Origin of the sequence: Vibrio sp. UCD-FRSSP16_30, from assembly GCF_001676025.1 — a bacterium.
Lineage (GTDB): Bacteria > Pseudomonadota > Gammaproteobacteria > Enterobacterales > Vibrionaceae > Vibrio.
In genome coordinates, this window is record NZ_LZFW01000024.1 from 78,040 (window position 1) to 92,845 (window position 14,806).

Genomic DNA, 14,806 nt, shown 5'->3' on the forward strand with positions numbered 1-14,806 from the left:
AGTTTAGGAGAGACATAATGCCTCGCGTAAAACGTGGTGTACAAGCTCGTGCACGTCATAAGAAAGTTCTAAAACAAGCTAAAGGTTACTACGGAGCACGTTCACGTGTATTCCGCGTAGCTTTCCAAGCAATTACTAAAGCTGGTCAATACGCATACCGTGACCGTCGCAACAAAAAGCGTCAGTTCCGTCAGCTATGGATCGCTCGTATCAATGCTGCATCTCGTCAAAATGGTCTATCTTACAGCCGTTTCATCAATGGCCTTAAGAAAGCATCTATTGAGATTGACCGTAAAATCCTTGCGGATATCGCGGTATTCGACAAAGCTGCATTTGCAGTTCTAGTTGAAAAAGCAAAAGCTGCTCTATAATTTAGAACGTTAAAGCTTATCTTTAAAGGAGACCTCAGGGTCTCCTTTTTTATTATCTGTTATATAACAATCTGATGTTTATAAGGTTTTAAGCATCCAAACATCGCACATATTATGTACGGTACCTTCTAATGGTTCGGATAAATGACTAAATCCGAGTTTTTCATACAGCTTTATTGCGGATGTCATATTAGAAAGGGTATCAAGATAGCAATGGCTAAAGCCTTGTTGTTGAGCAAAGCTGAGGCATTGTTCGGTCAGTTTTACACCTAAGCCTAGCCCTCTGGCATCTTCTAGTAAAAATAACTTCTTAAGCTCGCAAGTCGCACTGCCTTTAGTAAAAGGCGCAACACCACAACCACCAATGACCACTCCATCTTTTATCGCAATAAAATAACGACTTTGATTTTGCATCGTGTAATAGGCACTCATGTTTTCCACTTCAGGATCAGAAGGACCGTAACCTTCACCAACAGCGCCAAACTCAGCCCCTACAGACTTAATGATTTTTTTAATCACAAGATCAAACTGAGGTTGAATAGGGATAATTTCAACAGACACACAATTCTCCAAATAAAAAATCAAGACCCAAGGTAACCATAGCCATAGAGTCACCTTTTAATATGGACACCCACATTAAATACCACAACAGCTTAAATATGGACACCCATAACACAACAACTTAAATATGGACACCCATAATAACGAGAGCCCATATTGCAACAGTACAATAGACCGATACCTTTTATATACTGGTATCTTGCGGTATTGATGGTGAGAACAGTAGGGTTTTGTACTTGTAGTTTTTACTGATTCATCAATAATTAACTATGGGTGTCCATATTTATGAGAGCAGTTAATGAGTCATGCAATAGTCAATTGTCAGTGGTTGAATGCGCATCTCGATGATGCAGATTTAATTATCCTTGATGCGTTTATGTTGAACGTAGTGGGAAAGAAGCTTATCGAATACGATGAGCTTATTGCTATTCCGGGTGCATTGCCGCTGGATATTGAAATGCAGTTTTGTGACCAAGAATCAACGCAGCTACATGCATTACCTACTCAAGCTCAATTTACCAAGCAAGCACAAAAGCTGGGTATTAATCAACAAAGCCAGATTGTGATTTATGATAACCAAGGTATTTACAGCGCCCCGCGAGCGTGGTGGACTTTTAAGGTTATGGGATTTGATAATGTGAAAGTATTAGATGGTGGGCTACCTGCATGGATTGAACAGGGCTATGTCACAACGCCTAGCTATGGTCGCGCCGTTGAGAGGGGGAATATTGTAGGCACTTATCGTGATGAGTTGGTTTGTGACTACCAAACGGTGTTAGATAGGTTAACTTTGCCATCATATTGCCTTATTGATGCTCGTGGCTCTGCACGTTTTAACGGTGAGGTCGCTGAACCAAGGCCTGGCGTACGCTCCGGTCGCATCCCTAACTCGGTCAATTTGCCTTTTAGTTCGTTAATGCAAGGGCATACTTTTAAACCCGCAGCGCAATTACATAAGATCTTTAGTGATATAGGAGCGATAAAGGACAGTGATCTAATATTTTCATGTGGCTCAGGTATTACGGCTTGTATTTTACTATTGGCCGCCCATGAAGTAGGACTGACCAATAGCAAGTTATATGACGGTTCTTGGGCACAGTGGGGTTCGCGAACGGATTTGCCTTTAGGGTAAAAGGCGCATCACTTTACCGCTGTCGGTGGTGACGTAAAGATAGTCGTCAGGAGAGACTTGAATATCACGAATCCTTTCATCTTGATCTTCAAACAGACGCTGTTCTTCGACTAACTTACCTTCTTTAAAGCTAACCACATTAATATGCGTGAGTTTTAAAGCGCCAGCGAGTAATTTGCCATTAAGTTTAGGATAGCGCTTTCCGCGATACAGTATCAGTGATGATGGTGCGATAGATGGGGTATAGACCAACGCTGGCGCTGTCACGCCTTCTTTATACTGCGAGTCACCCACCTTAATAGGACCCCAATATTCTTTGCCATGGGAAGTTTGTGACCAACCATAGTTGTGACCTTTATTTATTTTATTGATCTCATCGCCACCGCGTGGGCCATGTTCGATTGCCCATAACTGCTTATTTAGATGATCAAAGGTAAGCCCTTGTGGATTGCGATGACCGTAGCTCCAAATTTGCGCTAATGCGTGATTGTCTTTGATGAAAGGGTTGTCACTGGGAGTCGAACCATCTGCGCTGATTCGCAATATACTGCCGGCATGGGTTGATAAGTCTTGACCATTATCTCGAACGCCTCGATCGCCAACAGAAAAATACAGCATGTTGTTATCATCAAATACAATACGACTGCCGAAATGACGCCCAGTATCTGAGTGAGATTGTGTGGTTAATAGGGGAGTAAACTGGCTTATAGCTCCCGGTTTATAGGTTGCTGAGGCCAGTGACGTGGTTGCCCCTAAATCTGAGCTTTGACTATAAGTAATAAAGAGCTGTGAATTATTTTGGGGATGAAATGCAAGATCGAGCAATCCACCTTGGCCTTTGGCGTACACATCTTTAGGTTTATACAGCGGCGTAATTTTACCGGAGCGAATATCTAACTCGACAATAGAATCGTTGCGTTCACTAACTAAAGCAGTATCACTATCAACAAATTCAATAGACCAAGGCACAGATAAGCCAGTGGCTACCGTTTCCAATTGGTAGGCAAAACTTGCCGAGCTAAATCCAAATAATGCACAGGCTAGGGTGGCAAGCTGTGGTCGCTTTTTGAAAGTCATTGTTTAACATCCTTAGTGACTTGCTAACGGTATAAGTATATTAATTATTATATGAGTGTTTGTTTTTAAAGTGATAATCGTTATCAATAACTGTGAGGTCTGGAGGAGGATCCTAGAGGTTTAATACCGGATCCCTGATGTGAGGAGAACTAAAGGCGTGCGGCATTGTTGATTCAAAATAATGCTAAATACTGGCTTAGTTTGTGATATCAAAACTAAATTAGTGACGAGGTACTTAGTAAAAGCAAGCCAATATGTCCATTGTTGCGCCTGATCTTGGCCTAGATTTAAGAAATCTTCAATTTCCTCCCATTTAGGTTTGGCTTTGTGCCTGCCTTTTATTACTATGTGTAACTATTAAAAATACCCTAAATCCCGAAGGTTACTGCCACTAGGCAGACGAGGAAATAATGCAACATCTACAAGAGATTATTGCTAACGCGACTGCAGCTATCGAAGAAGCGCAATCGTTAGTCGCACTGGATGAAGTGCGTGTTCAATTCTTAGGTAAAAAAGGTGAGCTAACGCTTCAACTTCAAAGCCTAGGTAAATTGCCACCAGAAGAACGCCGTAGTGCAGGTCAAGAGATCAACAAAGCGAAAGGTGCCGTTCAACAAGCGATTGCAGCTCGTAAAGACGGTCTACAAAAAGCTGAGTTGGAAGCTAAACTTGCCGCTGAAATGATTGACGTGACTCTACCAGGTCGCCGTATCGAGAACGGTGGTTTGCACCCTGTTACTCGCACAATCGAGCGTATGGAACAGTTCTTTGGTGAGCTTGGTTTTGCAACAGAATCAGGTCCTGAAATCGAAGATGCATTCCATAACTTCGATGCTTTGAACATTGCAGACGATCATCCGGCTCGTACTGATCACGATACGTTTTTCTTTAACCCTGACTTGATGCTTCGTACTCACACTTCTGGTGTGCAAATTCGTACGATGGAAAACGGCAAACCACCGTTTCGCTTCATCGCGCCAGGTCGTGTGTATCGTAACGATTATGACCAAACTCATACGCCAATGTTCCACCAGATCGAAGGTCTGTTGGTTGATGAGAATGTCAACTTTGCACAGCTAAAAGGCATTATTTCTGATTTCCTAGTTGCCTTCTTTGAAGAAGAAGTAGAAGTGCGTTTCCGTCCTTCTTATTTCCCATTCACTGAACCTTCAGCAGAAGTTGATGTGAAACGTAAAGATGGCAAATGGTTAGAAGTTCTAGGTTGTGGCATGGTTCACCCGAATGTACTTCGTTCTGTTGGTATCGATCCTGAACAATACCAAGGCTTTGCATTTGGTATGGGTGTTGAGCGCTTAACGATGCTTCGTTACGGCGTAACGGATTTGCGTGCGTTCTTTGAGAACGACCTTCGTTTCCTTAAACAGTTCAAGTAATTCAGGGGCACAAATAGATGAAATTCAGTGAATCATGGCTTCGTCAGTGGGTTAACCCTGCGGTTACTACTGACGAACTAACACACCAAATTACAATGGCTGGTCTAGAGGTTGATGACGTTCTCCCTGTAGCGGGCGAATTTTCCGGCGTTAAAGTTGGTAAAGTTGTAGAGTGTGGTCAGCACCCAGATGCTGACAAACTGCGCGTAACAAAAATAGATGTTGGCGCTGAAGAACTTCTTGATATCGTATGTGGCGCGTCTAACTGTCGCGAAGGCATCCTTGTTGCAGTGGCAACTGTGGGCGCTGTTTTACCTGGCGATTTCAAAATCAAGAAAGCAAAACTACGTGGTCAACCATCATACGGCATGCTGTGTTCTTTCACAGAGCTTGGTATTGACGTTGAATCTGACGGCATCATGGAATTACCAGAAACTGCAGTAGTAGGGACTGATTTCCGTGAATTCTTAGATCTAAATGATGTGACTGTTGATGTTGACTTAACCGCTAACCGCGCTGATTGCTTTAGCATCCGTGGTCTGGCTCGTGAAGTTGGCGTTCTTAACCGTGAAGCGGTAACTGAGCCTGAGTTTACCGCCGCTGTTGAAAGCATCACTGACACTGTTACTGTCGATGTGAAAGCACCGCAAGCTTGTCCACGTTACCTTGGCCGTGTGGTTAAGAATGTAAATGTTAAAGCTAGCACTCCAATTTGGATGCAAGAAAACTTGCGTCGTTGTGGCATTCGTTCAATCGATCCTATCGTTGACATCACTAACTTCGTGATGCTTGAGCAAGGTCAACCAATGCACGCATTTGATCTTAGTAAGATCGAAGGTGGCATTGTGGTTCGTATGGCTGAGCAAGACGAGAAACTGACTCTTCTTGATGGTAACGAAGCAAAACTCACCGCTGACACATTAGTGATTGCCGATCATAACCAAGTGCTAGCGATTGCAGGTGTATTTGGTGGCGAAAGCTCTGGTGTAACGACTGAAACAACCGATGTATTGCTAGAAAGTGCATTTTTTGCACCAGATGCTATCCGTGGTCGCGCTCGTGCTTACGGTCTACATACTGATTCTTCAATGCGTTTTGAGCGTGGTGTTGATTTTGAACTGCAACACAAAGCAATGGAGCGTGCAACGCAGCTTGTTGTTGAAATTTGTGGCGGTGAAGTAGCGCCTATTGCTGGTGTTGAATCTGAACAAGAGCTACCAAAAGCAAATACTGTTTCTCTACGTCGCAGCAAGCTTGATAGCCTACTAGGCCACTCTATCTCTGATGCTGATGTTGTTGAGATTTTAGAGCGTCTTGGTTGCACTGTTGAAACTACAGAAGCTGGCTGGAACGCCGTTGCGCCTACATGGCGTTTTGATATTGCAATTGAAGAAGACCTAGTTGAAGAAGTAGGCCGTATCTTTGGTTACAACAATATTCCAAACCAAGCGCCTCTAGCGGCTCTAACAATGAACGATCACAAAGAGGCGAACCAGCCCCTAAAACGTGTTCGTGATTTGCTGGTGGATCGCGGTTATCACGAAGCGGTCACGTACAGCTTTGTAGAGCCTGAGCAACAAAAACTGATTGAACCAAACATCGAACCATTAATTCTGCCATTCCCAATCTCTGCGGATATGTCAGCAATGCGTTTGCAGTTGATTCAAGGCTTGCTAAACACAGTTGTTCACAACCAAAAACGTCAGCAACCTCGTGTTCGTTTGTTTGAAACAGGTTTACGCTTTATTCCTGATACCAATGCTGAAAATGGCATGCGTCAAGAACCAATGCTAGCCGGTGTGATTGCTGGTACTCGTAGTGAAGAGCACTGGGACATTGAAACCAACACGGTTGATTTCTTTGATCTTAAAGGCGACTTAGAAGCTGTTTTAGAGCTTACTTGTAACGACAAAGCTTACAGCTTTGCTGCAACTAAGCACCCAGCACTTCACCCAGGACAATCTGCTGCCATTATCCTTGATGGTAAAGAAGTTGGTGTAATTGGTACCGTTCACCCAGAGTTAGAACGCAAGTTTGGCCTTAATGGTCGCACTATTGTGTTTGAACTTGAGTGGTCTGCAATTGCTACTCGCGTTCTTCCTGAAGCGGTAGCAGTATCCAAGTTCCCGGCAAACCGTCGTGATATTGCTTTGGTTGTTGATGAAGCAGTTGCTTCTGGCGACATCGTTGCGGCATGTCTTGCAAACGGTGGCGAGTTGATGCGAAACGCGACATTGTTTGACGTTTATCAAGGTCAAGGCGTTGAAGAAGGCAAGAAGAGCCTTGCTATCGCACTGACTTTACAATCGGTTGAACGTACGCTTGAAGAAGCAGACATCGCTGGCGCTGTAGAAGTGACAGTGACTGCAGTATCAGAAAAATTTGATGCTGTATTGCGTGACTAATTAGCGCATACAATTAGCAAAATACGTAGATTATTAGGGGGCTCGTTGAGCTCCCTTTTTTATACGTAAAATCCGACAATTTGCTTCATCGATTTTTGTGCTATTTCCGTGAGCGTAAATAAGCTAAAATGCGCGTCACTATTTTAGTTTGAGCCTTATTCTCTATGACAACTGCCCCAAATCTTACCAGCTTTGCTGATCTTGCCTTAATTAAGCCATTACTCGCTCGTCTAACTGAGCTTGAGTATCAACAGCCAACACCGATTCAAGAGCAAGTGATCCCAAATGTATTAGCTGGGCGTGATTTAATTGCAGGAGCAAATACAGGTTCAGGTAAAACAGCGGCTTTTGCATTGCCTATTCTTCAAACCTTGTTTGAACAAAAAGAATATGAAAAAACAACTAAAGGTAATTACGTTTCAGGTTTAGTGCTCGTTCCGACGCGCGAGCTTGCAAAGCAGGTTGCCGATAATATTAAGTCATACTCTGCGCACTTTAATGGCGCAATAAAAACAGTTGCAGTATTTGGTGGCGTATCCGTCAATGCTCAAATGCAAGCCCTGCGTGGTGGTTGCGATATCTTGGTGGCAACGCCGGGTCGTTTGTTGGATCTAATCTCTAGCAATGCTATCAAACTGGATAGAGTCAGTACTTTGGTGCTTGATGAAGCCGATCGTATGTTAAGTCTTGGCTTTACCGAAGAGTTGTCAGAACTATTGGCTAAACTGCCAAAGCAAAAGCAGACATTACTTTTCTCTGCAACGTTTCCAGAGCAAGTGCAAGCACTGACTCAAGAATTGCTAAATGATCCTATCGAAATTCAGCTGCAAAGTGATGATGAAAGCACCGTAGTTCAGCGAGCTTTTAACGTAAATAAAGGTGAGAAGACTGCAGTACTTGCGCATTTGATTAAGAAACATCAATGGCGACAAGTGCTTGTTTTTGTAAACGCTAAAAACAGTTGTGAGCATTTAGCAGACAAACTGTATCGACGTGGAATCGAAGCGGAAGTGTTTCACGGTGATAAAGGTCAAGGCTCTCGTAGCCGCATACTTGACGCTTTTAAATCTGGTGAGATTGATATATTGGTTGCGACAGATATCGCCGCTCGTGGTTTAGATATTGAAAAATTACCAGTTGTGATTAACTTTGATTTGCCAAGAAGCCCATCAGATTACATGCACCGCATTGGTCGAAGTGGCCGTGCAGGTGAAGTAGGGCTTGCATTATCTCTTATCGATTATGAAGATTTACATCACTTTAAAGTGATTGAAAAGAAAAATAAAATTCGTCTAGAGCTTGAGCAAATTGAAGGATTTGAAGTGGATGAGACCGTGACCAAAGAGATGCTTGAAGCGAATAAGCCGATGGCTAAACCTGCTGGCACAGGCAAGAAAAAGCGTAAAAATAAAGGACAATCAAGCTCTGATATTTGGTTAAGAGACTTCTAGACATAACCTGAATTTGTAGAGTCATTTACGGCAACTTTATACACATAGTATCAATGGTCAGCATTGATATTATGTGTTCATTGATACTTTAAACAAACAATAGGAATCGAAAATGAGCGGCACTCAACGAGCAGATATTCATCCTGGACTTGAAGTAAATATCGTTCTTAAAAAAGATCAACGCACAGGCACCTTAACCCACGGTATCGTTAAAGATCTTCTAACTAAATCCCCTAACCACCCACACGGAATTAAAGTCCGCCTAGAAAGTGGTGACGTAGGCCGCGTAAAAGAAATCCTATAACCTTCTTTTTAACTTGCCACCCATAATTTAATTTTGCCACCCATTGTTAATAGAAATGATTAATTGCAGATATCGCTAATTAGATTTAGCTATGCTCTTTCTATCTTGTGATTGAGAGGGGGAATAGCGATGAGAGCTTAAATTCGTATAGAAATAGTGTTTGTGGTAGTCAAATGAATATGTTCTAGATGAGCATATATACTCAACGTTATATTTGAGTGTATATGGCGTTCAGAACTCTTGAATAAGCTATTAAGCTTTCAGATGTTGGCAACAAGATGAGAAATGTCGTCGCCGTTTTTCTAAATGTTCACAGTAGCAGGTTAAGGAATTCAGCGTACCTACTGGACCATGAAATAACTTACCAAAGTCAGTAGTCAACTTGAGCCAATTTTCGTGAGGAATATCAATTCTGGAGAGTATCTCCTTAGTATGTTCACTGATTGAGCCTTTTTTATCATTACGAACGATTCGGCCTGTTTCATCAAGTAATTCGAGGTAATTTTTTAAAGGAAAAGCGATACCTTTGCTTTGATTCTGATGTTGATTTTCAATGAAAGGGAGAAGAGGTTTGGGTTGTTCACCTTTTAAAGCACTTCGAATACGTAGTTGAATACTAGTGTGATTAGAGTGTTCAGGAGTACTCGCAATTTTGGCTCTAATCGGATTTAAATCGACGTAAACCATACATGCTATTAGAGCTGCATCATCGAGCAGAGCTTGCGATTTAAATCGCCCCTCCCAGAACCGCCCAGAGCAGTTATCTTCTTGATTTGCTTGCCTTGCTATAGGTTCATTGAGGCAACGCATGAACCAACTAATGTCGCAAAGTCGGCTTCGGTAAGTAGCAATAAAGTGTTTCAATTGTGTGGTTTCATAGCCTTCAATGAGTTTGCCGTTTGCAAATCGATGAGTTAAATCACTTCCTTTAAACAGTTTATGCCATTGTTCAATTACTTCTCTATCCGACCAATTGTTGGCAGTGTCGACATCAATTTTTAGTACGACATGTAAATGATTAGACATCACTGCAAAGGCTGCGATATCGATAGCAAAGACCCCTTCGAGTTTGATGAGTAAAGCTTCTACCCAAGCTCGCCGGTGATCATAGTTTTTACCGGATAGAGGGTCGCTTCCACAAAGGTATGCTCTCCGAACTACTCGACTGCAACAGTGGTAGTAGGGGGTGTCTTCGATACTAATCTGAGTCCTGCGAGGCCGAGGCATAGTTTTCTCCAGATCGGATAACTGATGTCAGTTTAGTCTAGGAAGGTAAAATTTGTTATTTATTATGGGTGGCTCAATAAAAACTCAATAAAAATATTTGGCTTTAAACTGGAGAAAATTGCAATCTACGGTGAAAAAGATTGGCAAGAATTAGCGGTCAGGGTGGGTAGTTGGTTTATCTGCGGCGAAATGAAGTCTTTTGGTGATTATTCGTTAGCGATGGAGTGGCTAGTTGATTAATATATTGAATTATATTATGTATTACCATGAAAACATTAAAATTTTTGATGGTTAGTTTTATCGTCAATAAATATTAGTGATTTGAGTATAACTTAGATAATTGATATTGATTGAATATATAAGGGATTATAGTCATAATACTCCGTAATCATAACTTGTATTTTCATGCGTAAATCATTTTGTGAGCGGTGATATCAATTATTTATATTCTATAAAAGTGAGAGTAATGAGTAAGTTTTCTTCTTTATGCCTAGGTGTTTTATTACTTAGCCCTATTTCATATTCGTCTGCAAGTACTATTGTTGAGGGTTGTACTACTACCCCCGCGATATATCATGAACAATTTATTCCTACCAATTCAAATATGAGCAAGGCTGATAAAAGATCCGCTGTTTTGCGTTCATTAGGTATGTCTAGTTCAGAAGAAAGCTTTGCTACTCATAATTTCAAAGGGCAATGGTTTTATGAGCGTGAATCAGAAAGTACCATTTACGCTGGATATAAAGTAAGAACACATTATCTTAGTGTAGCGATCACTTATACTGATACAGGTCTAAGCACTATTTTGTGTGATAGTTTAAATTTGAAGCAAAGTAAGTCGTCGATACATCGCAAAGCACCGCAATGGAAAGGAACATTAGACTCAAGAATTAGAATTGAAGAAGGTAAACAGTCTTTGATTCTAATGAATGAAAGTTCAAATGATATAAATGCAAATATTAAAGCATTAGATTTATTAATGAAAAACAACTATATCAATAAAGAAGAATATTTAAAAATAAAATCTAGAATTAAATAAAATGCAAATAGGTTCTATTGCATGCTACATACAAGATAATCTTATGTGCTGACTTACGAATAACTCGAAGGTCGGCTGTCTTGCATTAATATATCAAGTTGCTTTTGTGCTTTCTTAGGGTTGCCAAGATCAACTGCTTCAATCATTTCACATTCATCTCTTACCATTTCGCTAATTAGGCTAGGGTAGTGACGACAATCTTCTGGTCTGTCTAAATAAATACTGCAAGTGTATTTTTTGGGAGCAAGGGGGTTTTTGTTGGCAACGGTTTCAAGAAAAGGACATTGCTTTAATCTTTGGCCTGATTGTGGATCAAACCAGATTTGATTGTCTTTTACATACTCAAAAATGTCAGGGTTAAATAACTCCCATAGATCAATCTCATCTTGTGATACTGCTAAATCACCATCGCCATATTTTATGCAGCATTTTCCACATTGATTACATTCTTTCATTGTTAGCACATTCATTGGTGATCAGAGCGTGATTGTATCATTAGTCGTCTTTTTTCGTTTAAGTATCTTATCGCTGCATAGTCTTATGCTAAAACCAGTTAGGTGTAGCGGAGCGCCGGTTAAAAATTGAGTTGGTTTGAGTGATAAGTGGCGTTAATGTGGTGAGGCATGATCAAAGTGCAGTGTTGATCATTTATATGATTTTCTGAGTCAGGGAGGACTTAAAATGCAAGGTTTTAAAATAAGCACTAACCCTAATGAACTCGATTTTGAGTTTATCTATCAATTCATCAGTGAAAGCTATTGGGCGAAAGGGATCCCTAAACAAACATTGCATAAAGCCTTATCGAATTCTTTGTGTTTTGCCGTGTTTAACGATAGGGGCGAACAGGTTGGTTTTGCTCGTTTAATTACCGATAAGGCGACCTTTGCTTATTTGGCGGATGTTTTTATTATTGAGTCATACCAAGGCTTAGGTTTAAGCAAATGGTTAGTTCAAACGATAATTGAACATCCTGACTTGCAAGGGTTAAGACGTATGTTGTTGGCCACAAAGGATGCGCATTCTTTATATGCACAATTTGGTTTTAAGGGCGTTGAAAACCCAGAAATGTTGATGCAGATATGGCAACCAAATGTGTATAACCCTATCGTTAAATAAATAGTCTTGATTTAGCTATTGATGCTGACTTTAGTCAGCATCTGCAAGGAGGCATAATGAATATTGCTATCTATATCTATGATGATGCGGAGGTTCTGGATTTTTCAGGGCCGTTTGAGGTGTTTAGTACTGCTAAGCGGTTAGGGGATTTGAAGTGGAATGTATTTTTAGTCTCTGAAACACTGGAGCCTGTAATTGCTCGCGGCGGTTTTAAAGTGTTGCCTGACTACTCAATTCATACTCACCCTGCCATTGATGTATTGGTTGTTGTAGGAGGCATTCATACCAGAGAAATGAATAAGTTAGCGGTATTAGATTGGATTGTTTCAGTTGAGCTAAGCGCTACTCATGTGGCATCAGTCTGTACTGGGGTATTTTTGTTGGCCAATGCCGGTCTGCTAAAAGGCCTACCCGTGACTACGCACTGGCAAGATATTCCCGATCTCAAGGGAAGCTTTGCTGATTTGCAGGTGATTGATGATAAGCGCTGGGTCAGAAGCGGTAAGTACACAACCTCTGGTGGCATTTCAGCAGGAATTGATATGAGCTTGTATCTCGTTGCCGAACTTGTGGGGCAGTCGTTAGCTGAAAGTACCGCACATCAAATGGAATATCATTGGCAAAGGTCGCAACAATAATAGTAGCACTAACAACAGTCGCAATAGCAAATTGATACTTAGATAAAAATAAGAAAAGGAAGACTTATGAAAATTTATGGGGATATACAGTCCGGTAATTGCTACAAAATAAAACTGCTTATGGCGCTATTAGACATCAAGCACGATTGGATTCATGTGGATATTTTGCAAAACGAAACTCATTCCAGTGAATTTCTAAACAAGAACCCAAACGCGAAAATTCCGGTGCTTGTATTGGATGATGGGCGTTGCCTATCTGAATCAAACGCAATCCTCAACTATTTAGCTTCCGGTACTTCGCTGCTATCAAATGATGCTTATGAATATGCCAAGATACAGCAATGGCAGTTTTTTGAGCAATATAGTCATGAACCATTTATTGCGGTAGCGCGCTTTATCGCAAAGTATTTAGGTTTACCAGAAGAGCGCAAAGTTGAATATGAATCAAAGCAGCAAGGCGGGCACAAAGCGTTGACTGTGATGGAATTACAATTGCAAAAGACACCTTATCTTACCGGTAATAAACTCACTACCGCAGATGTGTCGCTGTATGGCTATACCCATGTGGCAGAAGAGGGAGGCTTTGATTTACAAGCCTATCCAGGCATTGTGAGATGGATAGGGCGTATCCAGTCACACGAAAATTACGTTAGTATGGCATGAGCCAGCATGGCAGTAAAAAACGCTAAGAGCAGCAATAAGGAAGCAAAATGAAGTCATCAGAGATTGGGCTGGCGTACGATCAGATTACTGAGCGTTGGAATGATGATGTCTTTAACCGCAGTAATGGTATTTCCGCGCATCAAAAGGCCATTCAATTTAGCCAAAGCCGAGGTAAAGCTCTCGATATTGGTTGCGGCTGTACGGGGCGTTTTATTGAACTGCTGATAGAGCAGGGCTTTCAACCATCGGGCATTGATGTGTCATCAAAAATGATAGAGCTGGCGAAAAAGCGACATCCAGACATTTCGTTTATGCATGCCGATATTAGCCATGTTGAATTACAAGAAAAGTACAGCTTCATTAGCGCATGGGATAGCCTTTGGCACATTCCTTTATCAGAGCAGCGCACGGTGCTAAATAAGATTGTGTCCAGTTTAAGTGGCGGTGGTATTTTTATCTTCTCTTTTGGCGGTACAACAGAGGAAGATTCACACAAAAATCAGTGCATGGGTCCTGAAGTGTATTATTCGTCCATTGGGCTGAATGGTTATCTGAGCTTAGTGTTGGATCTTGGCTGCATCATACGCCACTTAGAGTTTGATCAGCACCCCGAACTCCATGCTTATTTGATTGTCGAAAAGCGATAAGGTCGTTGATTTAGCGATTTAATTTACCATTGATATAAATTTGTAGAGATAAAAGCTTGGATAATTATTCTGTTTTCAATATGCCCTCTAGCTAATTTAACTTAGAAGTGGCCCTATATTTAACTCACATTTCAGATTTAAATTTGAAACATAAATAGATCATTTAGAAACAAGTGATTGAATTGAAAGGTAAAGTTAAACTTTTATGTAATATTATCCTGTCAATAACCGGTCTTTAACTAATAAAATTAACATAAAAATACTTGAATTATCTAAGTGTCTAATTCTTATAATTTTTTTTTAGAAAAAGTTGGCGAAACTGAAATCCTTGTCATACACTTTCGATCGAGTCACCAATATGTAGTTGATTGTAGAGACAAATTTTAGGAGCTATCGTTGGTTTCATCTATCGTGAAATCGTGGAGTACTAAACTCTAGCGTAGCAATTAGTTCACATAGCTTTGAGGAAAGTTTTATGGCGCTGACCAAGGCCGATTTGGCTGAAAACCTGTTTGAAAATCTTGGATACAGTAAACGGGATGCCAAGGAAACCGTGGAAGTGTTTTTCGAAGAGATTCGAAAGTCACTTGAAAATGGCGAACAGGTAAAACTATCTGGGTTCGGTAATTTTGATCTGAGAGATAAAAAAGAACGCCCAGGTCGTAACCCGAAAACAGGAGAAGATATACCTATTTCGGCACGTCGCGTGGTCACATTTAGACCCGGACAAAAGCTGAAGGCTCGTGTTGAAGAGCTGAACAAAGAAGATGTTAAGTAATAC

Annotated in this window: 17 protein-coding genes; 13 read left to right on the top strand and 4 right to left on the bottom strand. The window is 41.1% G+C overall.

From position 1 onward, the window contains the following. Nucleotides 1–17 precede the first annotated feature (17 nt). A complete protein-coding gene (gene rplT / locus A9260_RS10685; RefSeq protein ID WP_068698820.1) occupies nt 18–371 on the top strand; it encodes a 50S ribosomal protein L20 in 354 nt (117 codons plus the stop codon). Between the two features lie 78 nt (nt 372–449). On the opposite strand, the gene A9260_RS10690 is transcribed toward rplT, so the two are convergent. Next, entirely contained in the window at nt 450–932 is a 483-nt protein-coding gene (locus A9260_RS10690; RefSeq protein WP_068698822.1) for a GNAT family N-acetyltransferase, read from the bottom strand. A gap of 298 nt (nt 933–1,230) precedes the next feature. Between A9260_RS10690 and A9260_RS10695 the strand changes: the two genes are divergently transcribed. After that, nucleotides 1,231–2,064, top strand: a complete 834-nt coding sequence (locus tag A9260_RS10695; RefSeq protein ID WP_068698824.1) for a sulfurtransferase — start codon at nt 1,231–1,233, stop codon at nt 2,062–2,064. On the opposite strand, the gene A9260_RS10700 is transcribed toward A9260_RS10695, so the two are convergent. Continuing rightward, entirely contained in the window at nt 2,056–3,141 is a 1,086-nt protein-coding gene (locus A9260_RS10700; protein WP_068698827.1) for a PQQ-dependent sugar dehydrogenase, read from the bottom strand. The genes A9260_RS10695 and A9260_RS10700 overlap by 9 nt on opposite strands. 410 nt (nt 3,142–3,551) lie before the next feature. Between A9260_RS10700 and pheS the strand changes: the two genes are divergently transcribed. From pheS to A9260_RS10720, 4 genes are all read left to right on the top strand, one after another. Continuing rightward, a complete protein-coding gene (gene pheS / locus A9260_RS10705) occupies nt 3,552–4,535 on the top strand; it encodes a phenylalanine--tRNA ligase subunit alpha (RefSeq protein ID WP_068698829.1) in 984 nt (327 codons plus the stop codon). Between the two features lie 17 nt (nt 4,536–4,552). Then, nucleotides 4,553–6,940 carry a phenylalanine--tRNA ligase subunit beta gene (pheT, locus tag A9260_RS10710; protein ID WP_068698831.1) on the top strand — a complete coding sequence of 796 codons (2,388 nt, stop codon included), beginning with the start codon at nt 4,553–4,555 and terminating at the stop codon, nt 6,938–6,940. A gap of 164 nt (nt 6,941–7,104) precedes the next feature. Beyond that, complete coding sequence (locus A9260_RS10715; protein ID WP_068698833.1) at nt 7,105–8,391, top strand: DEAD/DEAH box helicase; 1,287 nt, start codon at nt 7,105–7,107, stop codon at nt 8,389–8,391. Between the two features lie 112 nt (nt 8,392–8,503). Continuing rightward, complete coding sequence (locus tag A9260_RS10720) at nt 8,504–8,695, top strand: YwbE family protein (protein ID WP_068698834.1); 192 nt, start codon at nt 8,504–8,506, stop codon at nt 8,693–8,695. Between the two features lie 252 nt (nt 8,696–8,947). Here the strand turns inward: A9260_RS10720 and A9260_RS10725 are convergent, their stop codons facing one another. Next, the gene (locus A9260_RS10725) at nt 8,948–9,922 is read right to left on the bottom strand and encodes a transposase (RefSeq protein WP_068698836.1); all 975 of its coding nucleotides are present in this window, start codon (nt 9,920–9,922) and stop codon (nt 8,948–8,950) included. A 108-nt stretch (nt 9,923–10,030) separates the two neighbouring features. Between A9260_RS10725 and A9260_RS16715 the strand changes: the two genes are divergently transcribed. Further along, entirely contained in the window at nt 10,031–10,162 is a 132-nt protein-coding gene (locus A9260_RS16715) for an STAS/SEC14 domain-containing protein (RefSeq protein WP_373604479.1), read from the top strand. 226 nt (nt 10,163–10,388) lie between these two features. Then, nucleotides 10,389–10,961, top strand: a complete 573-nt coding sequence (locus tag A9260_RS10730) for a hypothetical protein (protein ID WP_068698838.1) — start codon at nt 10,389–10,391, stop codon at nt 10,959–10,961. A gap of 53 nt (nt 10,962–11,014) precedes the next feature. On the opposite strand, the gene A9260_RS10735 is transcribed toward A9260_RS10730, so the two are convergent. Continuing rightward, nucleotides 11,015–11,416, bottom strand: a complete 402-nt coding sequence (locus tag A9260_RS10735) for a YkgJ family cysteine cluster protein (RefSeq protein ID WP_068698840.1) — start codon at nt 11,414–11,416, stop codon at nt 11,015–11,017. A 226-nt stretch (nt 11,417–11,642) separates the two neighbouring features. Between A9260_RS10735 and A9260_RS10740 the strand changes: the two genes are divergently transcribed. The 5 genes from A9260_RS10740 (at nt 11,643) to ihfA (ending at nt 14,803) form a co-directional block, all read left to right on the top strand. Further along, on the top strand, nt 11,643–12,077 hold the full coding sequence (locus tag A9260_RS10740) for a GNAT family N-acetyltransferase (RefSeq protein WP_068698842.1): 435 nt from the start codon (nt 11,643–11,645) through the stop codon (nt 12,075–12,077). Between the two features lie 56 nt (nt 12,078–12,133). Beyond that, nucleotides 12,134–12,715: a DJ-1/PfpI family protein gene (locus A9260_RS10745; protein WP_068698844.1), complete on the top strand. Its 582-nt coding sequence runs from the start codon at nt 12,134–12,136 to the stop codon at nt 12,713–12,715. A 66-nt stretch (nt 12,716–12,781) separates the two neighbouring features. Continuing rightward, the gene (locus tag A9260_RS10750; protein ID WP_068698846.1) at nt 12,782–13,378 is read left to right on the top strand and encodes a glutathione S-transferase family protein; all 597 of its coding nucleotides are present in this window, start codon (nt 12,782–12,784) and stop codon (nt 13,376–13,378) included. 47 nt (nt 13,379–13,425) lie between these two features. Beyond that, a complete protein-coding gene (locus A9260_RS10755) occupies nt 13,426–14,025 on the top strand; it encodes a class I SAM-dependent methyltransferase (RefSeq protein WP_068698848.1) in 600 nt (199 codons plus the stop codon). 475 nt (nt 14,026–14,500) lie between these two features. Continuing rightward, nucleotides 14,501–14,803 (top strand): integration host factor subunit alpha, encoded by a 303-nt coding sequence (gene ihfA, locus A9260_RS10760; RefSeq protein WP_068698850.1) that lies wholly within the window; start codon nt 14,501–14,503, stop codon nt 14,801–14,803. Nucleotides 14,804–14,806: the final 3 nt, after the last annotated feature.